Below are 20,740 nucleotides of genomic sequence, written 5' to 3'. Positions count from 1 at the left end.
CCGGCGGAGCAGGCCTGCTGTCGGCTCGCGGCCCTCCTGCAGGGCCCCGCCGCGAGCGCGCCGGCGGTGGGCGGGCGGGAGGATCCTCCTACTGCAGGTAGCTGTCGACCTGCTGCTCGGGGCGCGTCTGGGCCTCGTCGGGGTCCTCGTCGTACTGGCGCTTGGCGCGGCGCTGCCGCAGCAGGTCCCAGCACTGGTCGAGGTCGGCCTCGAGCTTGCCCATGCGAGCCCGCGTCTCGTCGGTGTGCTCGCTGTTCTCGCGCAGCGCGTGCTCCTCGTCCACGAGGGCGTGGATGCGCTTCAAGATGTCCTGCTCGTCCATGCCCGGGTGCGTGCCCGGGGACGCGGGCGCGAAACCGGAACCGCCGTGCCCGGGGCGGTCAGCCCTCCCCGGGGACCCAGCCCTCCACGAAGGCGGCCAGCCGGCGGTGCACCGCCCCGCCCGCGCGGCCGAGGGCCAGCAGGGCGGCCCGCTCCAGCGGCACCCGGACGGTGCGCCGATCGCCCGCCCGGGTCGTGACGGCGTGACCGGTGGCCACCAGATCGGGCCAGGGGCGGGACAGCTGAGCGCGGACCCGTTCCAGCGCCGCGGCCGTGGGGCGGGCGTTGCCCTCCACCATGGCGGTCACGAAGGCCGGGTCGCTGCCGATGACCCGGGTGCCGTCGCGGAAGCTGCCGGCCGCCAGCGCCAGGGCGAGCGGACCGGCCTCGGCGGCCGCGCCGGCGAGCGCGGCGGCGAGCAGGTGCGGGACGTGGCTGATCGCGGCGACGGCGTCGTCGTGCTCGGCGGCGGTGACGGGCACGACCTCCGCGCCGACGGCGAGCGCCACCTCCGCGACGCGCAGCCACCGCGGCAGCTCGGTGTCGCGCTCCAGGCAGAGCGCCCAGCGGGCCCCGGCGAACAGCTGCGGGTCGGTGGCCCCGTGGCCGGACCGTTCCGTGCCGCACATGGGGTGGCCGCCGACGAAGCGCCGGCCCAGCACCGGGCCCAGCGCGTCCAGCACCGGCACCTTCACCGAGCCGAGGTCGGTCACCGTCGCGTCGGCATCGACCACCAGCCCGTCCAGCGCGGTCGCCATCGCCGGCAGCGGCACGGCCAGCACGACGACGCCGGAGAACTCGCGGGTGATCCGCACCCCGCGCGCGGCGGCGGCGTCGCGGGCCGCGGGGTCGACGTCCCAGCCGGACACCTGGCGCCCGGCGGCGGTCAGCGCGGCGGCCAGCGACCCGCCGAGCTGGCCCAGCCCGACGATGCCGACCGGGGGAGCGGGCATGGTCGGGACCGGGAACGACGGCGCACCGCCGACGGGGGCGGCCCCGGGTCCAGCGGTATCGGCCATGATCAGAGGCTATGACGCCGACCTGCCCGCTCCGGCCTCCCCACGCGCCATGACGCCCCGGTCGTTCCTGCTCACCCCCGAGCTCGCCGATTACGTCCGCGCCTCCTCCGATGCGGTGGACGAGGTGATGGCCGACCTGATTCGGGAGACCGCGGAGATGGCCGGGCGGGGCGAGGCCTCGCCCACGCTGCAGATCGCCCCCGAGCAGGGCGTGCTGATGCGGCTGCTCACCGCGGCGCTCGGCGTCCGGACGGCGATCGAGATCGGCACGTTCACCGGCTTCTCGGCGCTCTGCATCGCCCGGGCGCTGCCGGCGGACGGCTCGTTGCTGTGCCTGGACAACAGCGAGGAGTGGACGGCGGTGGCGCGGCGGTACTGGGCGCGGGCCGGGGTCGCCGACCGGGTCGAGCTGCGCCTGGGCGACGCCCTGCCCACGCTGCGCTCGCTGCCGGCCGAGGAGACCTTCGACCTCGCGTTCGTCGACGCGGACAAGACCGGCTACGCCGCCTACGTCGAGGAGCTGCACCCGCGCATGCGGGCGAACGGCGTGGTGCTGCTGGACAACACGCTCCGGGCGGGGCGGGTGCTGGACCCCGCCGACGAATCCGACCGCGCGCTGGCGGAGCTCAACGCCGCGCTGGCCGCCGACCCGCGGTGGGAGACGGCCCTGCTGCCGTTCGCCGACGGGCTGACCCTGCTGCGCAAGCGATGAGCGCGGACGCGGGGAAGGGTCCGGCCAGCTTCGCGGTCCGGGTCAGCCGGGCCGGCTCGCGCTGGCAGGTGGAGCTGCTGGCGGCCGACGCCGGCGACGAGCTGCCGGTCCTGGAGCGGGCGCTCGGCGACCCGGGCAGCGCGGGCTGGCCGCCGCCGTTCGTGCTCGTCGTCGACTCGCGGCTGTACTTCGTCGCGCTGCGGCACGGCCCCGGGGGCATGGTCCGGGCGCTCATCTCCGACGCCACGATGCTGGAGTGGGTGCTCGCGGCCGAGGTGGTCGAGCGCTACGGCATCGGGGTCGACACCGAGGGCGCCTTCGACGACGACGAGACCGGCTGGCCCGGGGGCGACCTCGACCTGTTCGCCGACGACGGGCTGCCCGCCGAGGAGCTGCGACCGATCGTGACCGCCGACGACCTGTGGGCCGACGAGATGGTGGGCCGCATCGCCACCCGGCTGGGCTTCGCGGACGAGCTGGCCGTGGCGGTGGCCTCGTGACGGTCTCCGCGGTGGTGTTCGACCTGGGCGGGGTGCTCACCGAGAGCCCGATGACCGCCTTCGCCGCCTACGAGCGGGAGGCCGGGGTGCCCGAGGGGCTGATCCGGCAGCTGAACTCCACCGACCCGGACACGAACGCCTGGGCCCGGTACGAGCGCAACGAGCTCGACGTCGCCGGGTTCTCCGCCGCCTTCGAGGCCGAGGCCGCGGCGCTGGGGCACCGGATCGAGGCCGCGCGGGTGCTGGCCGCGCTGCAGGGGGAGCTGCGCCCGGCGATGGTCGCGGCGGTGCGCCGGCTGCGCGAGGCCGGGCTGCCGCTGGCGCTGCTGTCGAACAACGTGGCGCCGATGGAGCGCGGCGGCCGGCTCGACGACGTGCTCGGCCTGTTCGACGCGATCGTCGAGTCGTCGATCGAGGGCGTGCGCAAGCCCGAGCCGGAGATCTACCGGCGGGCGCTCGACCGGCTCTCCGAGGCCGTCGGGCGGCGCATCGAGGCCGCCGACTGCGCCTACCTCGACGACCTGGGCATCAACCTGAAGCCCGCCCGGGCGCTGGGTTTCTCGACCGTGAAGGTGGTCGACCCCGCCGTCGCGCTGGCCGAGCTGTCCGATCTGGTCGGCTTTCCGCTGGACGGCGCCGCGTGACGGCGCTCCGGGGGGTGCGCCCCCCGCGCCGGCCCTGTGTGGGGGGGGCCCCTCAGCGCCACCGCGCCCGGAGCGTCACCCGGTGAGCCCCGACCTGGACGCCGCCATGGCGCGTGCCCTCGAGCTCGCGGCGGGAGCGGAGCAGTGGGGCGACACGCCGATCGGCGCCGTCGTCCTCGGTCCGGACGGCGCCGTCCTCGCCGAGGCGGTCAACGAGCGGGAGAAGCGCGGCGACCCCACCGCGCACGCGGAGGTGCTCGCGCTCCGCGCGGCGGCGCAGGTGCACGGCGACGGCTGGCGGCTGGGCGGCTGCACCCTGGTCGTCACCCTGGAGCCCTGCACCATGTGCGCCGGGGCCAGCGTGCTGTCGCGGGTGTCGCACGTCGTCTACGGCGCCGACGACCCGAAGGCCGGCGCGGCGGGGTCGCTGTGGGACGTGGTCCGCGACCGCCGGCTCAACCACCGGCCGGAGGTCACCGGCGGTGTGCGGGCGGAGGAGTGCGGCGCGCTGCTACGTGCCTTCTTCCGCCGTCAGCGGGGCCTGTAGTCTCTTCGGCGGTGGCGTGTCCGAGCGGCCGAAGGAGCACGCCTCGAAAGCGTGTGAGGTGCAAGCCTCCGTGGGTTCAAATCCCACCGCCACCGCCAGCAGGAACAGCCCTCGTCCTCCCCTTCCGGGAGGGCGGGGGCTGCGTCGTCCCGCGGGTCGCTCAGGCGGGGAAGTCGCTGTCCAGGGCCAGCTGCCCGTCCCGGACGAGGAACGTGAAGACGTGCGGGCCGGTCTCGCGGCGGCCGTCGGCGTACCGCAGCTCCATGGTGGCGGTCGCCGTGGTCCGCCCGTCCGCCGCCTGGATGTCGCTGAGGCGCACGTCCTCGAACTGCTCCCAGTACCGGATGTAGTTCTCGCGGCTGATGTTCGCGCGCAGCGTCGGGCCGGTGAGCTCCCACGCCTGTGCCGGGTCCTGGAGCACCAGCTCGTGGTAGTCACGCACGAAGTCGCGGACGTTCTGCTCGGAGAGCGGGTCGTCGCGGTTCCCGCCGTCGCCGTCGCCGTCGCCTTCGCCGTCGCCGTTCCCGTTCCCTCCCTCGTCCTCGTCCTCGTCGTCCTCCGCAGGCGGCGGGACGACCGGTGCCGGGGGCTCCTCCTCCAGCGGCTCCGTGGGCACCGGCTCCGCGCTGGAGGTGGGCGCCGCGGACGGCGCCGACGTGGGCGATGCGGCCGTGTCGTCGGGGTTCCGGCCGCCCGAGGTGTCCAGCCACACCCCCAGCGCGCCCAGCAGCACGACGGCGACGACGGCGACCGCCACCCACGCTCCCCGGCCCCCTCTGCGGCGGGCGTCCGGCGCCGGTTCCGCCGCGGCTGCGGCGGGGGCAGGGGGAGCGGTCGAGGTGCCGCCGGCGGCGAGCACCGCGGTGCCGGCCGGCCCGGACGCGGGCCGCAGGTCGGTGCGGGCCAGCAGCACCGTCGTCGGGTCGCCGTCCCGGCCGGCGGCCAGCCGGGCCAGCTCGTCGCGCACCTCGGTCATGGGTGGCCGCGCGGCCGGGTCCTCGGCGAGCATCCGCAGCAGCGGATCGGTGAGCGTCCCGGCGCGCTGCGGGGGAGTGATCCGCCCCGCCGCGACCCGGTGCAGCATGCCGAGGGCGTTGTCCTCCATGCCGAACGGCGGCGCGCCCTCCAGGCAGGTGTAGAGCGTGGCGCCGAGGGAGAAGACGTCGCTGGCCTCGGTCATCTCGTGGCCCTGGGCGACCTCCGGTGCGAGGAACGCCGGGGTGCCGGTGATCTGGCCGGTCCGGGTGAGGGTGACGTCGCCGCTGGCGTGCGAGATGCCGAAGTCGGTGATCTTCACCAGGCCGGCGACGCGGCCGCCCTGACCGATCAGGACGTTGGCCGGTTTGACGTCCCGGTGGACGATCCCGGCCGCGTGGGTGGCCGCCAGCGCGTCGGCGACCTGCGCGCCGATCTGCGCCACCAGGCCGGCGGGCAGCATGCCGTCGGTGCCGAGGACCTCCGCGAGGCTGCGGGAGGGCAGGTACTCCATGACCAGCCAGGGCGCCCCGCCCTCGAGCGCCACGTCGTAGACCGAGATCGCGTGTGGGTGGCTCAGCCGGGCGGCGATCCGGCCCTCGCGCAGCGCTCGCTGCCGCTGCTCGTCGATCTGCTCCTCGTCGGCGCCCAGCGGCGACAGCACCTGCTTGACGGCGACCTGCCGGCCCAGCCGCTCGTCGCGCGCCAGCCAGACGGTGCCCATCCCGCCGCCGCCGATCTGGGACTCCAGCCGGTAGCGGCCGGCGACGAGGCGGCCGGGCCCGGTACCGGGCATCGAGGGCGGGCGCGCCGGGTCAGACCGTGGAGGGCACGCCGTACCGGCGTGCGTACTCCTCCTGCGCGCCCGCGGGCAGGACGTCGTAGAGCTCGCCCAGCTCGGTGTGCACGCCGGCGTCCAGGTCGTCGAAGATCCGCTGCCAGGTGGGCGGCTCGTCGTAGCTGCGGGTCAGCAGCAACTCCCACGCCTGGGCCTGGCGGTCTCGCTTGCTGCGCTCGGCGGCGAACTCCGACAGGTAGCGGTCCTTCGCGGCTGTCTTCTCCGCGGCCGTGGCCCCGGCCGGCAGCGCCGCGGCGTCGCCGCCCTTGAGCACACCGACGATCGCATCGACGACGTCCGGCCGGACCTCGCTGTGCTCACCCATGTCCTGCACCTCCTCCTGTGCGGCCCGCAGCTGCAGGCCTTCCCCGCCGTCCGCCCGGTGGACCGCGCTGAGGTGAGGATGCCGCACGGGGCCGCGGGTGGCCTCCCCGCGGTGTCCCGGCGAGCCGTGCGAGGGCGCCCGGTACCATCGACGCCGTACCTGGAGGATTCGCCTAGTGGCCTATGGCGCTCGCTTGGAAAGCGGGTTGGGGGCAACCCCTCGGGAGTTCGAATCTCCCATCCTCCGCCCTACGACGGGCCCCCGGCAGCGCGCCGGGGGCCCGTCGCGTTCCCGCCGCCCTCAGGCGCCCGCCGTCGGCACGGGTTGCCGCAGCCGGCGCAGGTACAGCCCCGCGACCGCCGCGAGCACGAGCAGCCCGCCGGCCAGCGCGAGCGGTGCCAGGCGTTCACCCAGCAGCAGCGTGGCCAGCGCGGTGGCCGTCAGCGGCTCCAGCAGCGTGACGATCGAGGCGACCGCACCCGGCACGGTGCGCAGCCCGGTGAAGAACAAGGCGTAGGCGACCGCGCTGGGGACGACGCCCAGGTACAGCAGGACACCGAGCGCCACCGGGTCGGTCGTGAAGCGCAGCCCGGTGGCCAGCGCGATCGGGGTGAGCAGCAGCGCACCGCCGGCGAAGCCGACGAGGGTCACCGGCACCCCGGCCGGCACCCCGGCGCCGGCCAGCGTGACGACGGCGTACCCGAGGGCGGAGCCGACGGCCAGGAGGGCGCCGAGCAGCACCGCCGTCCCGGTGTCCGCCCCGGCCGAGACGCCGACGAGCAGCACCAGCCCCACGAGGGCGACGACGAGGGCGACGACCGTGGGCGCGTCCGGACGGCCGTGCCCGAGCAGCGTGGCGCCGACGGCGATCAGCAGCGGGGCGAGGCCCAGCGCCACCAGGGTCGCGATGCTCACCCCGGCCGTGGCGACCGCCGCGAAGTAGGCCAGCTGGTAGCAGGCGAGCCCGGCGCCGACGAGCGCCAGGCGGACGGTGGTGCCGCGCCCGACCGCCGGTGCCGGGCCGCTCCGGCGGCGGGTGAGCGCCCAGGGGACGAGCAGGGCCACCGCACCGATGGCCATGCGGTGCCAGGCGATGTCGAGGGGGCCGAGGTCGCTGTGGCGGGCGACGACCGAGCCGCTGAAGCCGGAGGTGCCCCAGCAGAGGGCGGCGAGGACGACGAAGGCGAAGCCGCGGGTGGGCGCGGCGGTGCTCGGGGTGGGCATGACGCTCCAGGGACGGTGGCCGGGACGGGACTCGTCGGCCGGAGCGCGGGGCGGATCAGCCCGCCGGGCTCCGGCTCAGGAGCGCGGCGGGGGAAGGACGAGCGAGCACCGGGGCGTCATGCGCGGCAGCGTAGCGGGGCGCGCGCCCGCCGCCCGAGGCGTTTCCTCTACAGTGGTGGCCGACCCCTCGTGTGGCGTCATCCTGTGAACCTCCCCAGGGCCGGAAGGCAGCAAGGATAAGCGGGCTCTGGCGGGTGCGCGGGGGGTCCTTTGCTGTGTCATGGCGGTCCTCCGGACCGCACCGCGGCCGGGTGCCGTCCCCCTGGTACGCGGAGCCGTTGCCCGTGTCCCGATCGGGAACCCTCCGGGCTCCGCGATCGGTCCACACTGTCGGCGGTCGCGTCCGCTGTGGTGTCTCACGCCCCGCGTAACCTGCCCGCGTGGCACTTGCTCTGTACCGGAAGTACCGCCCGGCGACCTTTGCCGAGGTGGTCGGGCAGGAGCACGTCACCGCACCGCTGGTGAACGCGGTCGACGGCGGCCGGATCAACCACGCCTACCTGTTCAGCGGCCCGCGCGGCTGCGGCAAGACGTCCTCGGCGCGGATCCTGGCACGCTCCCTGAACTGCGAACAGGGGCCGACGTCCACGCCGTGCGGGGTCTGCGCGTCCTGCGTCGCCCTGGCGCCGGACGGGCCGGGCTCGCTCGACGTCATCGAGATCGACGCGGCCAGCCACGGTGGTGTGGACGACGCCCGCGACCTGCGCGAGCGGGCGTTCTTCGCGCCGGTGAGCAGCCGCTACAAGGTCTACATCGTCGACGAGGCGCACATGGTCACCACGCAGGGCTTCAACGCCCTGCTCAAGGTGGTCGAGGAGCCGCCGGAGTTCCTGGTCTTCGTCTTCGCGACGACGGAACCGGAGAAGGTGCTGCCGACGATCCGGTCGCGCACCCACCACTACCCGTTCCGCCTGGTGCCGCCCACGACGCTGCGCACCCTGCTGGAGCGGACCTGCGAGGCCGAGGGCGTGCAGGTCGAGCCGACGGTGTTCCCCCTGGTCGTGCGCGCCGGCGGTGGCTCGGTGCGGGACTCGCTGTCGATCCTCGACCAGTTGCTGGCCGGGGCGGGGCCCGAGGGCGTCACGTACAAGAGCGCCGTCGGCCTGCTCGGCGTCACCGACGACGCGCTGCTCGACGAGACCATCGACGCGCTGGCCGCCTCCGACGCGCCGGGTGTCTTCCGGGCCGTCGACCGCGTGGTCGAGGCCGGGCACGACCCCCGCCGCTTCGCCACCGACCTGCTCGACAGGCTGCGCGACCTGATCGTGCTCGACGCCGTCCCCGACGCCGGGGGCAACGGCCTGCTGGACTGCCCGCCCGACCGGCTGGACCTGATGAACCAGCAGGCCCAGGCGCTCGGCTCGGCGACGCTGTCGCGGATGGCCGACACCGTGCACGAGGGCCTCACCGAGATGCGCGGGACGACGGCGCCGCGGCTGCTGCTGGAGCTGGTCTGCGCACGCATGCTGCTGCCCGCCACCGACGGGTCGGCCGCCGCGACGCTGCAGCGCCTGGAGCGGCTCGAACGCCGGATGTCCATCGCCGGTGAGCACGCCGGCCGGCCGCGGGAGGAGGTCGGCCACCGCGAGAACGCTCCGGTCGACACCGCCCCGGCCCCGGCGCCCACCTCCGACCAGGGGCAGGCCGCGCCGTCGGGGCCGCGGCGGGAGTTCGTCCGCAGGTCGCAGGCGACGCAGGCCCCGACCGCCCCGGCGCGGACGGACGCCCGGCCGCCGGCCGGTGCCCCCGCGCAGCAGCCGCCCGCGCCCGCGGCTCCTCCCGCTGCCGCTGCACCTGCTGCTCCCGCGCCGGTCGCCCCCGCGGCCGCCGCTCCCGCTCCGGCGGCATCCGCCCCGGCGGCCGACAGCTGGCCCGAGCCCGCGCGCCCGGGCGGGGGTCCGCGTCCCGCGGCGGCGGCCGACGACTGGCCGGAGACCGCGCAGCCCGGCAGCCGTCCGCGGCCCGCTGCCTCCGCGCCAGCAGTCGCCGCGCCGGCTGCCGCCGCGCCGGCCCGGCCTTCCTCCGGGGACGCGCCCGCCCCGCGTCCGCGGGTGACGGCCGAGGAGCCGGACATCCCGCTCCCGCCCGAGCCCACCGACGACGAGGACTGGCCACACCCGGCGCAGCCCACCGCCGTCCGGGCCGCCGCCGCCCGGGTGGAGCAGCCGCGCCCCCCGGCGTCCCCGCCCCGGGCGGCCGCCGAGTCCTCGCCCGCCCCGCGCGGCGGCGAGCCGACGCCCGTGGTGTCGGCCAACCCGCCGGAGCCGGCGGGCGAGGGCGAGCTGACCACGACCGACGTCCGCCGGGTGTGGCCCGAGCTGCTCGCCATCGTCAAGAAGCACAAGCGGACCACCGAGGCGCTGCTGAACAGCTTCCAGGTGCACCAGCTGGCCAACGGCGTGCTCACCCTCTCGACGTCCTCGCCCGCGCTGGCCCGCCGGCTGAACGACGACCTCAACCGGGAGATCGTCCGGCAGGCGCTCAACGAGCTCCTCGGCGTCCGCTGGCGCATCGACGCCGTCGTCGACGGCGCCGGGTCGGCCGCCCCCGGTGCCCGCGCGGTGGCGCCCGAGGCGGCGCGGGAGGCGGCGCACGCCGCCGAGGCCGCCGAGGCGCGCGAGCTCATGGCAGAGCGCGCCGCGGAAGGGGTGGACGGGGGGGACCGCGAGCCCGGGCCGGTCGTCGACCAGGAGCAGGCGGCCCTGCAGCTGCTGCGCGCCCAGCTGGGCGCCCGGCCGGTCGACAGCTGAGCCCCCGGGGCGGCGCGCCCTCAGGTGTCGCACCCGCGGCCTACTCTCGTGGCATGTTCCCCGGAGGCCAGCAGCCCGACCTGTCGCAGCTCATGAAGCAGGCGCAGCAGATGCAGCAGCAGCTCGCCGCCGCCCAGCAGGAGCTGGCGGCCACCGAGGTCACCGGCACCGCCGGCGGCAACCTGGTCACCGCCACGATGACCGGCGATGGTGACCTCACCGCGCTCACCATCGCGCCGGGCGCCGTCGACCCGGATGACCTGGAGACCCTGCAGGATCTCGTCGTCGCCGCCGTCCGGGACGCCAAGCGCGCGGCGGACGAGCTGACCGCCAGCCGGATGGGGCCGCTCGCCGGCGGCCTCGGCGGCGGCGGCCTGGGGCTGCCCGGCCTCTGATCGGGCGCCCGACCCGATCCACTTCGCAACCCGAGGAGCCCCGTGTACGAGGGTGCCGTCCAGGACCTGATCGACGAGCTCGGTCGCCTGCCCGGCGTGGGGCCCAAGAGCGCCCAGCGCATCGCCTTCCACCTGCTGTCGGCCGAGTCGGCCGACGTCAGCCGCCTGGTGGCCGCCCTGACGCGGGTGCAGGAGTCGGTCCGCTTCTGCATCACCTGCTACAACGTCGCCGAGGCCGAGCAGTGCCGCATCTGCCGCGACCCGCGCCGGGTCGAGGACGTGCTCTGCGTGGTCGAGGAACCCAAGGACGTCGTGGCGATCGAGCGCACCCGCGAGTTCCGGGGCCGCTACCACGTGCTCGGTGGGGCGATCAGCCCGATCGACGGGGTGGGGCCCGACGACCTGCGGGTCAAGGAGCTGATGACCCGGCTGATGGACGGCACGGTCAAGGAGCTGATCATCGCCACCGACCCCAACCTCGAGGGGGAGGCGACGGCCGCCTACCTGGCGCGGCTGGTCGGGCCGATGGGGTTGGCCGTGTCGCGGCTGGCCAGCGGCCTGCCGGTGGGCGGTGACCTCGAGTACGCCGACGAGGTCACGCTCGGCCGTGCCTTCGAGGGCCGCCGCCGCATCGACGCCTGACAGCACCTGAGGGGGCCTCGGAGCCGGCCTGACGACGGGCCGGAGTGCTCCGGCGGCGCCGCGTGACGGTGCTGACCTGCACGGCGATGACGAAGGTCACGGCTTGGTGTCGATGGACGACCGGCACTGCCGGGGAGCGACGGGCGCCGCCTAGGGTCCACAGGCGATCCGTGGACGCCTTCGCGTCCGCGGGCTCCACGTCCGGAACTCGTCCGGCCCGCCGTGGCCGAGGAGGCAGGTCTTCCGCGATGACACGTCGTCGTACCAGTCGAGCGCTCGCCGCGTCCGCGGCCGCGCTCACCGCAGTCACACTCTCGGCCTGCGCCTCCAGCGACCGGGAATCCGGCGAGGGCGGCGGCGAGGAGGGTGCCGCGTCCGGAGGGACGATGGTCTTCGGCGCCGCCGGCGACCCCGCCATGTTCGACCCGGCGTTCGCCAGCGACGGCGAGACGTTCCGGATCGCCCGCCAGATCCACGAGGGCCTGCTGACCACGTCCGCGGGCGGCACCGAACTCGAGCCGGCACTGGCCGAGGACTGGGAGGTGAGCGAGGACGGCCTCGAGTACACCTTCAACCTGCGTGAGGGCGTGCAGTTCCACGACGGCACGGACTTCAACGCCGAGGCGGTCTGCTTCAACTTCGACCGCTGGCACAACTTCGACGGTCTCGCGCAGAGCCCCAGCGCCACGTACTACTACCAGGCCGTGTTCGGCGGCTTCGCCGACAGCGAGGACCCCGGCATCTACGAGGGCTGCGAGGCCGTCGACGAGAACACCGCGGTCATCACCTTCAACCAGGTGACCAGCAAGATCCCCGCCGCGCTGTCGCTGCCGGCGTTCTCCATCCAGAGCCCGACGGCGCTGCAGGAGTACGACGCCGACAACCTGTCGGGCAGCGAGGACGCGATCACCTACACCGAGTACGCCCTCGAGCACCCGACCGGCACCGGCCCGTTCAAGTTCGACAGCTGGGACCGCGGCAACGGCGAGGTCACCATCGTCCGCAACGAGGACTACTGGGGCGAGCCGGCCCTGCTCGACGAGATCATCTTCCGCACCATCCCCGAGGGGAACACCCGCCGGCAGGAGCTGCAGGCCGGCACGATCGACGGCTACGACTTCGTCTCGCCCGCCGACTACGACACCCTCGAGAGCGAGGGCTTCCAGGTCCTCGTCCGCGACCCGTTCAACATCCTGTACCTGGGCTTCAACGGCGGGAACGTCGAGGGCACGCAGGCCAACCCCGCGCTCCAGGACCCGCGCGTCCGGCAGGCCATCGCGCACGCGATCGACCGCGAGACCATCGTGAACTCCCTGCTCCCCGAGGGCGCGGAGGTGGCGACGAACTTCATGCCGCCGACGGTCGACGGCTGGGCGGACGACGTGCCGACCTACGAGTACGACCCGGAGCGGGCCCGCCAGCTGCTGGAGGAGGCCGGTGCCGCCGGCACCACGCTGCGCTTTTACTACCCGACCGACGTCAGCCGGCCGTACCTGCCGGACCCGGCCGCGATGTTCCAGGTGATCGCGGAGGACCTGCGTGAGGTCGGCCTGACCATCGAGCCGGTCGCGCTGCAGTGGAACCCGGACTACCTGCAGGCGGTGCAGGCGGGGCAGGCCGACATCCACCTGCTCGGCTGGACCGGTGACTACAACGACGCCTACAACTTCATCGGCACGTTCTTCGCCGAGGACCAGAACAACCAGGCGTCCGCGGAGTTCGGCGCGTTCAGCGCCCCGGAGATCTTCGCCGCGCTGGCCGAGGCCGACGCCGAGCCCGACCCGGCCAACCGGACCGAGCTGTACCAGGAGGCGAACCGCCTGATCAAGGAGTACCTCCCGGCGGTCCCGATCTCGCACTCCCCGCCGGCGCTGGTCGTGGCCGACAACGTCCAGGGGCTGGAGCCCAGCCCGCTCACCGCCGAGGACTTCTCGACGGTCTCCCTGGAGGAGTAACCCCGTCCCACCTCGACCGCGCCGGCGGTGGCAGCGATGCCACCGCTGGCGCGGTCGGGGGTCCGGCATAGAACAGCGGTGTCCGGAAAGGCTGGTCCGAGCGCGTGCTCCGCTTCATCGTCCGGCGGCTCCTCCAGCTGATCCCGATCCTGCTGGGGCTGTCCGTCCTCCTCTTCGCCTGGCTGCGCGCCCTTCCCGGTGGTCCCGCGCAGGCGGCGCTGGGCGAGCGTGCCACTCCGGAGGCGATCGCCCAGTACAACGAGCTGTTCGGCCTCGACGAGCCGCTCTACGTCCAGTACTTCCGCTTCCTGGGCCGCGCCGTCCAGCTCGACTTCGGCAGCTCGACGCAGTACGGCCGTCCGGTGAGCGAGGTCTTCCTCGAGCGCTTCCCGGGCACCATCGAGCTGACGCTGTTCGCGATGTTGTTCGCGATCGGCGTCGGCATCCCGCTCGGATACCTGGCCGCGCGGCGGTACGGCAGCTTCCTCGACTCGGCGTCCGTCGTCGGCTCGCTGATCGGCGTCGCGATCCCGGTCTTCTTCCTCGCGTACCTGCTCCGGCTGCTGTTCGCCGTCGAGCTGGGCTGGCTGCCGGGGTCGGGGCGCCAGGACGTGCGCATCGACGCCACCCGCATCACCAACTTCTACGTCCTTGACGGCCTGCTGACCCGCGAGTGGGACGCCGCCTGGGACGCGGTGCTGCACCTGGTCCTGCCGGCCATCGCGCTGGGCACGATCCCGCTGGCGATCATCGTCCGCATCACCCGGGCCTCGGTGCTCGACGTGGTGAACGAGGACTACGTGCGGACGGCGAACGCCAAGGGCCTGGCGATGGCGACCGTGCGCCGCCGGCACATCGTCCGCAACGCCCTGCTGCCGGTGTCGACGACGATCGGCCTGCAGACCGGCCTGCTGCTGTCCGGGGCGGTGCTCACCGAGACGGTGTTCGCGTTCGGCGGTGTCGGCTCGACGCTGTACGACGCGATCCGGTTCCGGGATTTCGCCGTCCTGCAGGGCTTCATCCTGATGCTGGCGGTCGTGTACGTGCTGGTGAACCTGCTGGTCGACATCTCCTACGGCCTGCTCGACCCGAGGGTGAGAGTTCGATGAAGCTTGCGGAATCGAACCGGAGAGCGGAGCGATGAAGCTTGCGGAATCGAACCGGAGAGCGGAGCGATGAAGCTTGCGGAATCGAACCGGAGAGCGGAGCGATGAAGCGTGCGGGACCGGACCGGGGGGCGGGGCGATGACCGCGCTCGGGGACTACAAGCGCGAGCGCATCGACGCCCTCGCCGCCCGGGCCGGGCAGCTGCCCGAGGGGGACGCCGGGCTGTCGCTGACCCGCAGCGCCTTCCGCCGGCTGCGCCGGGACCCGGTCGCGATCACCGGCGCGGTGATCGTCCTGGTCTTCCTGTTCGTGGCGGCGTTCGCGCCGCTGCTGGCGCCGAAGGACCCGGTCACCCAGTACCTGCTGTCGGAGATCCGCCCCGGCACCATCCCCGGGTCGATGGAGGGGTTCCCGCTCGGCGTGGACAACCTCGGGCGCGACCTGCTCTCCCGGCTCATCTACGGCTCCCGGCAGTCGCTGCTCATCGGCGTCGTCTCCACCGTGCTCGGCCTGGTGGTGGGGATGAGCCTGGGCGTGCTGGCCGGTGCCTTCGGCGGCTGGGTCGACACCGTGGTCATGCGGTTCGTCGACATCATCCTGTCGATCCCGGGCCTGCTCATGGCGATCACCGTCTCGGTGCTGCTGGGGCAGAGCCAGCTGTCGCTGATGATCGCCATCGCCGTCGTCCAGGTGCCGATCTTCGCCCGGCTGCTCCGCGGCTCGATGCTGGCCCAGCGCGGCAGCGACTACGCCGTCGCGGCGCGGGCGCTGGGCGTGCGGAAGGGCCGGATCGTGTTCGGGCACGTGCTGCCGAACTCGCTGTCGCCGGTCATCGTGCAGGCGACGCTGTCCCTGGCGACGGCGATCATCGAGGCCGCCGCGCTCTCCTACCTGGGTCTGGGCGACCCCGACATCGCCCGCCCCGAGTGGGGCGCGATGCTGGCCAACGCCCAGGACTTCCTCTCCATCCGCCCGGCGCTCGCCGTCTGGCCGGCGCTGTGCATCATCGTCGTCGCGCTGGGCTTCACGCTGCTCGGGGAGCGCCTGCGCGAGGCCCTCGACCCGAAGTTCCGGAGGTGAGCCCCCTGCAGGCACCGGTGCTCGAGGTGGAGGACCTCGCCGTCCGCTTCACCCGCCGCGGTGAGCAGTCCACCCGCGCCGTCGACGGCGTCAGCTTCTCGGTGGCCCCCGGCGAGACGGTCGGGCTGGTGGGGGAGTCCGGCTGCGGGAAGTCGGTCACCTCGCTGGCGATCATGGGGCTGCTGCCGCGGCGCGGCGTGGAGGTGACCGGCTCGGTCCGCTTCGACGGCAACGACCTCGTCGGCGCCCCCGACCACGTGCTGCGCGGGCTGCGGGGCGCCGACATGGGCATGGTCTTCCAGGACCCCCTCTCCTCGCTCAACCCCACCGTGCCGATCGGTACGCAGGTGACCGAGGTGCTGCTGGAGCACCGCGAGATGTCCAAGGCCGAGGCGCGGGACGAGGCCGTCCGGCTGCTCGACCGGGTCGGCATCCCGGACCCATCCCGGCGGTTGAAGGAGTACCCCCACCAGCTCTCCGGCGGCATGCGGCAGCGGGCGCTGATCGCGATGGCGCTGGCCTGCGCGCCGCGGCTGCTGATCGCCGACGAGCCGACGACGGCGCTCGACGTCACCATCCAGGCGCAGATCCTGGAGCTGCTGCGCGAGCTCGTCGTCGACTCGGGGACGGCGCTGGTGATGATCACCCACGACCTCGGCGTGGTCGCCGGGCTGTGCGACCGGGTGCACGTCATGTACGCCGGCAAGATCATCGAGACGGCGGACCGGCGGGACCTGTTCGCCCGCCCCCGCCAGCCCTACACCGGCGGGCTGCTGTCGTCGGTCCCGCGGCTGGACTCCGCCCGCGGGGCCCCGCTCACGCCCATCCGCGGCTCGGCCCGCGACGCCATCCCGTGGTCGGAGGGGTGCGCCTTCGCCCCGCGCTGCGACAACGCCCAGGACGACTGCCTGACCGAGGTGTCGGGCAGCACCGTGCCGCTGGTGCCGGACGGCCCCGGCCGGGAGCTGCGCTGCCGCCACCCGCTCGAGCACCCGTCCGCGCCGTCGGGCGCCACCGCCTCCGGAGCCGCCCGATGACCGCCGTCCCCACCGCCGGCGTCCCGAACACCGGGCAGGACGACCTGCTGCGGGTGGAGGACCTCAAGGTCCACTTCCCGATCCGCAAGGGGATCTTCTTCGACCGCACGGTCGGGCACGTGCAGGCGGTGGACGGCGTCTCGCTCACCGTGCCCCGGGGCGCCACCTACGGGCTGGTCGGGGAGTCGGGCTGCGGCAAGTCGACGCTGGGCCGCGCCATCCTGCGGCTGGAGGAGCCCACCTCCGGGCGGGTGCTCTTCGACGGCACCGACGTCGCCGCGCTCAAGGGCGAGCCGCTCCGGCAGATGCGGCAGCGGATGCAGATGGTCTTCCAGGATCCGCTGGGCAGCCTGGACCCGCGGCAGAACGTGGAGTCGCTGCTCTCCGAGCCGTTGCGCGCGCACGGCCTCGCCGGCGGGAAGGCCGGGATCGCGGAGAAGATCCGCGGGCTGCTGGACGCCGTCGGGCTGCCCTCGGCCGCGCTGCGCCGCTACCCGCACGAGTTCTCCGGCGGCCAGCGGCAGCGGATCGGCATCGCCCGCGCGGTCGCGCTGGAGCCGGACCTGCTGATCGCCGACGAGCCGGTGTCCGCGCTGGACGTGTCGGTGCAGGCCCAGGTGCTCAACCTGCTCGAGGAGCTGCAGGAGCGGCTGGGCCTCACCTACCTGGTCATCGCGCACGACCTCGCCGTCGTCCGGCACATCAGCGACGTCGTCGGCGTCATGTACCTCGGCTCGCTGGTGGAGCAGGCGCCCGCCGACGACCTCTACGAGCAGCCGCTGCACCCCTACACGCGGGCGCTGATGAGCGCCGTGCCGGTGCCCGACCCGGAGATCGAGGAGGAGCGGGAGCGGATCCTGCTGGCCGGTGACCTGCCGTCGCCGGCCGACCCGCCCAGCGGCTGCCGGTTCCACACCCGCTGCCCGTGGCGGCAGGAGACCCGCTGCGACGACGAGATCCCGGTCCTCCGGGAGCTGGGTCCGGGCCGGCTGGTCAGCTGCCACTGGGCCGAGGAGATCCGCGACGGCGTCCTCCACCCGCGGTCCCCCGAGGAGGTGCTGCACGCCGGTGCGGCCACCCGGCCGGATACCGGCGGGCGGGCCCGGGACGACGATCCGACCCCCTTCCTCGGCCGGGACCAGCCCCTGCCGCGGGCCGAGCAGGGCTGACCGCGGGCGCCCCCAGGCATAGGAAGCTATCCATGCGTCTCCGCGCCAGGAAACGCACGTATAGCTTCCTATGCCTCAGTCGGTGACGACGACGTCGTCGCCGCGGCGGACCGCCTGGCCGACCCGCAACCGCGCGATGCTGCCCACCAGCCGGACCAGCCCGCTGTAGCCGGGCGCCGGCCCGTGGTAGCCCAGGAAGCCGCGGGGGCCGTCGACCATCTCGCCGGTGCGCACGTCGTAGCGGCTCTGGTGCCACGGGCAGACCAGGCACCCGTCGGCGTCGACGCTGCCCTCGGCGAGGTCGGCCAGCTGGTGGCGGCAGCGGCGGGAGACGGCGAAGTACTCGTCGTCCCCCCGATTGCCCACGGCCCAGCCGCCGGCGCGGCGGACCGTCCGCGGCGGCAGGTCGGCGGCGGGGACGGAGTCGGGCTCGGGCACGCGGGTCTCCTCGCAGGCGGTGGGTCGGCGGGTGCGGGCTACCCACCGCGCCCGGGCCGGACGCCTCCGCCGTCGGTAGGGTTCTGCCGACCGACGTCCGCCGTCCTGGAGGTTCCCGTGCGCCGGCTCTGCGTGGTGCTGGGGGTCCTCGCCGTCCTCGTGCTCGGCGGCGGTCCGGCGTGGGCGGTGCCCCCGTTCCGGCTGGCCGACCAGGTGACCGACGAGGTCGGTGCGCTCGACGGCAGCGTGGCGCAGGTGCGGGACGTGGTCGACGACCTGCGCGCGGACACCGGGACCGAGCTGCACGTGGTCTTCGTGTCCAGCTTCTCCGGCGCGGACCAGGGCGAGTGGGCCCAGGCCACGGCCGAGCTGAGCCAGCTCGGCGAGGAGGACGCGCTGCTGGCCGTCGCCGTCGACGACGAGCGGTACGGCACGGTGCGGCCGGCCGACTTCCCCGTCATCGGCGGGGAGTTCGACGAGCTGACCGATGAGCGGGTCGCCCCGCGGCTCTCCGACGGCGACTGGGCCGGCGCGGTGGCCGCGTTCGCCGAGCTGCTGCGCGACGGCGGGGCGGCGGCGGGGGACGAGCCGGTCGAAGCCGCCGACGGGGGCTCCGGCGGCTCGGGCGTGCTGCTGGTCCTCGGCGGGATCGCCGTGGTCGGGGGCGGCGCCTACCTGCTCACCCGGTCGCGCCGCGCCCGCGGCGGTGCGCTGCCCCCGGATCGCCGGCGCACCGAGCCCGACCCGCACGAGGGCGTGCCCACCGACCAGCTCCAGGGCCGCGCCAGCGAGGCGCTGCTCGTGCTGGACGAGGCGGTCAAGACCTCGCAGCTGGACCTCGACTTCGCCCGCGCGCAGTACGGGGAGGAGGCCGTCGTCGGCTTCGGCGCCGCGCTGGCGCAGTCGAAGGCCGACCTCGGCCGCGCCTTCACCGTGCGCCAGCAGCTGGACGACGACGTTCCGGAGGACGACCCCACCACCCGCCGGATGCTTGCCGAGATCCTGGCGCTCACCGGTGCCGCCGGCGCCCGGCTCGACGAGCTGAGCGCGGCGTTCGAGCAGCTGCGCGACCTGGAGCGGACCGCCCCCGAGGTGCTCGCCGGCCTGGAGCCCCGCATCGCGGCGCTGCGCGCCCGGCTCCCCGAGGAGGAGCGGCGGCTGGCGGATGTCCGGGAGCGGTACGCCGGCTCGGCGGTGACCGCCGTCGCCGACAACGTGCAGGAGGCCGCCGCCCGGCTCGACGCCGCCGACGACGAGGTGCGCGAGGCCAGCGAGGCGCTCGCCGCCGGCCGCGGCGGGCAGGCGGTGGGGGACATCCGCGCCGCCGAGGACGCGGTCGCGCAGACCGGCACGCTGCTGGACGCCGTGGGCCGACTGGCCGCGGACCTCGATGCGGCCGCCGACCGGGTGGGCGCGGTGCGCGCGGAGACGGAGAAGGACCTCGCCGAGGCCCGGGCGCTGGTGTCCGGAGGTGACCGCAGCGGCCTGCCGCCGCAGATCGCCCGCGCCGAGGCCGCGCTCGTGGCGGCGGACGCCGCGCTGCGACCGGCCGACGGCGCCCCGGGTGACCCGCTGGCCGCGCTGCGGCAGCTGGAGGACGCCGACGCCGCCCTGGAGGAGGCGCTGGCGACCGCCCGCGACGCCCAGACGCAGGCGCGCCGGGCCGCGGCCGCGCTCGACCAGGCGCTGCTCACCGCCCGTGCGGCCGTGGGTGCGGCGGCCGACTTCGTCGACACCCGGCGCGGGGCCGTGGGCCCGGAGGCCCGCACCCGGCTGGCCGAGGCCCGGCGGCACCTGGACGCCGCCGTCGGGCTGGGGCGCACCGACCCGGTGGCCGCCCTCCGCGAGGCCCACCAGGCCGGCCTGCTCGCCCAGCACGCGCTCGACCTGGCGCAGGACGACGTCGGCCGGTGGCGCTCCGGGTACGGGCCCGGTGGCTTCGGGGGCTACGGCGGCGGCTACCGCCGCGGTGGCGTCGACCTGGGCAGCCTCGTGCTCGGCGGCATCCTGATGGGCGGCGGCCGCGGGTTCGGTGGGAGCTCCGGCGGCTTCGGTGGCGGGTTCGGCGGCCGCTCCGGGGGCGGCGGCTTCGGCGGCGGGGGCCTCGGCGGGGGTGGCTCGTTCGGCGGCGGGGGCCGCAGCGGCGGCGGGACGTTCTGACCTGACGAACTGTCGGTGCCCGGTGGGACCGTGACCTCTCCCACAACAGGAGGAGGCAACCATGCCCACTCGAGAGACCCCCTGGCCGCCCGGCACCCCCTGCTGGGTCGACTACGGCGCCGCCGACCTGGAGGCGGCGAGGCAGTTCTACGGCGAGCTGCTGGGCTGGCAGTACACCGGCGGTGACCCCGATTTCGGCGGCTACCTGAACGCCGAGAAGGACGGGCGGCAGGTGGCCGGGCTGGGCCCGCAGATGGACCCGGACGACCCGCCCCGGTGGACCACGTACTTCGCGAGCGACGACGCGGCCGTCGCGGCCGCCCGCATCCGGGATGCGGGCGGGACGGTGGTGGTGGAGCCGATGGAGGTCGGGCCGATGGGCACGATGGTCATCGCGCTCGACCCGCAGGGGAACCCGTTCGGGCTGTGGCAGTCCGGTGAGCACACCGGTGTGCAGCGCTACAACGAGCCCGGCTCGCTGGTCTGGAACGAGCTCGCGGCGGACGACCCGGCGGCGGCCCGGGAGTTCTACACCGCGGTCTTCGGGTTCCGCTTCGAGGAGATCCCCGGCGCGGAGGGCTACACGACCTTCGCCACCGGCGGCGACCCGCTGGGCGGCCTCGGCGGCGTCGTCCCCGGGGCGCCGAAGGGCTGGTCGACCTGCTTCGCGGTGAGCTCGACCGACGGCGCGGTCGCCACGGTGACGGCCGCGGGCGGGAAGGTGCTGCTCCCGGCCGAGGACACCGAGTACGGCCGGTTCGCGGTCGTCGCCGACCCGTGGGGCGCGTCGTTCTCCGTGATGGAGGTCCCCGCCGGGTGACCCCTGCCCGGCAGCCGGTGCG

At 75.0% G+C, this 20,740-nt stretch carries 20 protein-coding genes, 2 tRNA genes and 1 other RNA gene; 17 read left to right on the top strand and 6 right to left on the bottom strand.

Annotation, left to right across the window (positions count from 1 at the left end; all coding sequences use genetic code 11):
• Positions 1–88 precede the first annotated feature (88 nt).
• Both QOZ88_RS16050 and QOZ88_RS16045 read right to left on the bottom strand, forming a co-directional pair.
• Complete coding sequence (locus QOZ88_RS16050) at positions 89–322, bottom strand: DUF2630 family protein (protein ID WP_306000739.1); 234 nt, start codon at positions 320–322, stop codon at positions 89–91.
• Positions 323–380: 58 nt separating this feature from the next.
• Complete coding sequence (locus QOZ88_RS16045) at positions 381–1,340, bottom strand: prephenate dehydrogenase (RefSeq protein ID WP_306000738.1); 960 nt, start codon at positions 1,338–1,340, stop codon at positions 381–383.
• Here QOZ88_RS16045 and QOZ88_RS16040 point away from each other — a divergent pair.
• The 5 genes from QOZ88_RS16040 (at position 1,339) to QOZ88_RS16020 (ending at position 3,841) form a co-directional block, all read left to right on the top strand.
• Positions 1,339–2,052: an O-methyltransferase gene (locus tag QOZ88_RS16040; protein ID WP_306000737.1), complete on the top strand. Its 714-nt coding sequence runs from the start codon at positions 1,339–1,341 to the stop codon at positions 2,050–2,052. The two genes, QOZ88_RS16045 and QOZ88_RS16040, sit on opposite strands and share 2 nt — an antisense overlap.
• A complete protein-coding gene (locus QOZ88_RS16035; RefSeq protein ID WP_306000736.1) occupies positions 2,049–2,552 on the top strand; it encodes a tRNA adenosine deaminase-associated protein in 504 nt (167 codons plus the stop codon). The genes QOZ88_RS16040 and QOZ88_RS16035 overlap by 4 nt, the downstream gene beginning before the upstream one ends.
• Positions 2,549–3,196, top strand: coding sequence for an HAD family hydrolase (locus QOZ88_RS16030; RefSeq protein ID WP_306000735.1), 648 nt, complete (start codon positions 2,549–2,551; stop codon positions 3,194–3,196). Before QOZ88_RS16035 ends, QOZ88_RS16030 begins: the two co-directional genes overlap by 4 nt.
• Before the next feature lie 82 nt (positions 3,197–3,278).
• Complete coding sequence (locus QOZ88_RS16025; RefSeq protein ID WP_306000734.1) at positions 3,279–3,743, top strand: nucleoside deaminase; 465 nt, start codon at positions 3,279–3,281, stop codon at positions 3,741–3,743.
• Between the two features lie 10 nt (positions 3,744–3,753).
• Positions 3,754–3,841, top strand: a tRNA-Ser gene (locus tag QOZ88_RS16020).
• Positions 3,842–3,903: 62 nt separating this feature from the next.
• Here QOZ88_RS16020 and QOZ88_RS16015 read toward each other — a convergent pair.
• The gene (locus QOZ88_RS16015; RefSeq protein ID WP_306000733.1) at positions 3,904–5,514 is read right to left on the bottom strand and encodes a serine/threonine-protein kinase; all 1,611 of its coding nucleotides are present in this window, start codon (positions 5,512–5,514) and stop codon (positions 3,904–3,906) included.
• A 19-nt stretch (positions 5,515–5,533) separates the two neighbouring features.
• Positions 5,534–5,881 carry a hypothetical protein gene (locus QOZ88_RS16010; protein WP_306000732.1) on the bottom strand — a complete coding sequence of 116 codons (348 nt, stop codon included), beginning with the start codon at positions 5,879–5,881 and terminating at the stop codon, positions 5,534–5,536.
• 161 nt (positions 5,882–6,042) lie between these two features.
• Here QOZ88_RS16010 and QOZ88_RS16005 point away from each other — a divergent pair.
• Positions 6,043–6,127, top strand: a tRNA-Ser gene (locus QOZ88_RS16005).
• Positions 6,128–6,181: 54 nt separating this feature from the next.
• Here the strand turns inward: QOZ88_RS16005 and QOZ88_RS16000 are convergent.
• Positions 6,182–7,105 (bottom strand): DMT family transporter, encoded by a 924-nt coding sequence (locus QOZ88_RS16000; RefSeq protein WP_306000731.1) that lies wholly within the window; start codon positions 7,103–7,105, stop codon positions 6,182–6,184.
• Between the two features lie 178 nt (positions 7,106–7,283).
• Between QOZ88_RS16000 and ffs the strand changes: the two genes are divergently transcribed.
• The 9 genes from ffs to QOZ88_RS15955 all read left to right on the top strand — a co-directional run bounded on the left by ffs (position 7,284) and on the right by QOZ88_RS15955 (position 17,300).
• An RNA gene (ffs, locus tag QOZ88_RS15995) (signal recognition particle sRNA small type) lies at positions 7,284–7,379 on the top strand.
• Between the two features lie 166 nt (positions 7,380–7,545).
• Entirely contained in the window at positions 7,546–9,915 is a 2,370-nt protein-coding gene (locus QOZ88_RS15990; RefSeq protein ID WP_306000730.1) for a DNA polymerase III subunit gamma and tau, read from the top strand.
• A gap of 53 nt (positions 9,916–9,968) precedes the next feature.
• On the top strand, positions 9,969–10,310 hold the full coding sequence (locus QOZ88_RS15985) for a YbaB/EbfC family nucleoid-associated protein (RefSeq protein WP_306000729.1): 342 nt from the start codon (positions 9,969–9,971) through the stop codon (positions 10,308–10,310).
• 42 nt (positions 10,311–10,352) lie between these two features.
• Positions 10,353–10,952 carry a recombination mediator RecR gene (recR, locus tag QOZ88_RS15980; RefSeq protein ID WP_306000728.1) on the top strand — a complete coding sequence of 200 codons (600 nt, stop codon included), beginning with the start codon at positions 10,353–10,355 and terminating at the stop codon, positions 10,950–10,952.
• A 248-nt stretch (positions 10,953–11,200) separates the two neighbouring features.
• A complete protein-coding gene (locus QOZ88_RS15975) occupies positions 11,201–12,907 on the top strand; it encodes an ABC transporter substrate-binding protein (RefSeq protein ID WP_306000727.1) in 1,707 nt (568 codons plus the stop codon).
• A gap of 104 nt (positions 12,908–13,011) precedes the next feature.
• Positions 13,012–14,016, top strand: a complete 1,005-nt coding sequence (locus tag QOZ88_RS15970) for an ABC transporter permease (RefSeq protein ID WP_306000726.1) — start codon at positions 13,012–13,014, stop codon at positions 14,014–14,016.
• 136 nt (positions 14,017–14,152) lie between these two features.
• Positions 14,153–15,094, top strand: a complete 942-nt coding sequence (locus QOZ88_RS15965; protein WP_306000725.1) for an ABC transporter permease — start codon at positions 14,153–14,155, stop codon at positions 15,092–15,094.
• Positions 15,091–16,131: an ABC transporter ATP-binding protein gene (locus tag QOZ88_RS15960; protein ID WP_306000724.1), complete on the top strand. Its 1,041-nt coding sequence runs from the start codon at positions 15,091–15,093 to the stop codon at positions 16,129–16,131. Before QOZ88_RS15965 ends, QOZ88_RS15960 begins: the two co-directional genes overlap by 4 nt.
• Entirely contained in the window at positions 16,128–17,300 is a 1,173-nt protein-coding gene (locus QOZ88_RS15955; RefSeq protein ID WP_306000723.1) for an ABC transporter ATP-binding protein, read from the top strand. The genes QOZ88_RS15960 and QOZ88_RS15955 overlap by 4 nt, the downstream gene beginning before the upstream one ends.
• A gap of 75 nt (positions 17,301–17,375) precedes the next feature.
• Here QOZ88_RS15955 and QOZ88_RS15950 read toward each other — a convergent pair whose 3' ends face one another.
• Positions 17,376–17,738 (bottom strand): Rieske (2Fe-2S) protein, encoded by a 363-nt coding sequence (locus tag QOZ88_RS15950; protein ID WP_306000722.1) that lies wholly within the window; start codon positions 17,736–17,738, stop codon positions 17,376–17,378.
• A gap of 117 nt (positions 17,739–17,855) precedes the next feature.
• Here QOZ88_RS15950 and QOZ88_RS15945 point away from each other — a divergent pair, with 117 nt between their 5' ends.
• Positions 17,856–19,898, top strand: coding sequence for a TPM domain-containing protein (locus QOZ88_RS15945; protein ID WP_306000721.1), 2,043 nt, complete (start codon positions 17,856–17,858; stop codon positions 19,896–19,898).
• 61 nt (positions 19,899–19,959) lie between these two features.
• A complete protein-coding gene (locus tag QOZ88_RS15940) occupies positions 19,960–20,718 on the top strand; it encodes a VOC family protein (protein WP_306000720.1) in 759 nt (252 codons plus the stop codon).
• Positions 20,719–20,740: the final 22 nt, after the last annotated feature.

Source organism: Blastococcus carthaginiensis (genome assembly GCF_030731085.1).
Lineage (GTDB): Bacteria > Actinomycetota > Actinomycetes > Mycobacteriales > Geodermatophilaceae > Blastococcus > Blastococcus carthaginiensis.
This window is presented reverse-complemented; position numbering and strand designations above follow the sequence as displayed.

Coding starts and splice junctions, on each gene's coding strand:
- QOZ88_RS16015 (WP_306000733.1), bottom strand. CDS start 5,514: ATGCCCGGTACCGGGCCCGGCCGCCTCGTCGCCGGCCGCTACCGGCTG.
- QOZ88_RS15965 (WP_306000725.1), top strand. CDS start 14,153: ATGACCGCGCTCGGGGACTACAAGCGCGAGCGCATCGACGCCCTCGCC.
- QOZ88_RS15955 (WP_306000723.1), top strand. CDS start 16,128: ATGACCGCCGTCCCCACCGCCGGCGTCCCGAACACCGGGCAGGACGAC.
- QOZ88_RS16010 (WP_306000732.1), bottom strand. CDS start 5,881: ATGGGTGAGCACAGCGAGGTCCGGCCGGACGTCGTCGATGCGATCGTC.
- QOZ88_RS15975 (WP_306000727.1), top strand. CDS start 11,201: ATGACACGTCGTCGTACCAGTCGAGCGCTCGCCGCGTCCGCGGCCGCG.
- QOZ88_RS15940 (WP_306000720.1), top strand. CDS start 19,960: ATGCCCACTCGAGAGACCCCCTGGCCGCCCGGCACCCCCTGCTGGGTC.
- QOZ88_RS16040 (WP_306000737.1), top strand. CDS start 1,339: ATGATCAGAGGCTATGACGCCGACCTGCCCGCTCCGGCCTCCCCACGC.
- QOZ88_RS15985 (WP_306000729.1), top strand. CDS start 9,969: ATGTTCCCCGGAGGCCAGCAGCCCGACCTGTCGCAGCTCATGAAGCAG.
- QOZ88_RS16050 (WP_306000739.1), bottom strand. CDS start 322: ATGGACGAGCAGGACATCTTGAAGCGCATCCACGCCCTCGTGGACGAG.
- QOZ88_RS16045 (WP_306000738.1), bottom strand. CDS start 1,340: ATGGCCGATACCGCTGGACCCGGGGCCGCCCCCGTCGGCGGTGCGCCG.
- QOZ88_RS16000 (WP_306000731.1), bottom strand. CDS start 7,105: ATGCCCACCCCGAGCACCGCCGCGCCCACCCGCGGCTTCGCCTTCGTC.
- QOZ88_RS16035 (WP_306000736.1), top strand. CDS start 2,049: ATGAGCGCGGACGCGGGGAAGGGTCCGGCCAGCTTCGCGGTCCGGGTC.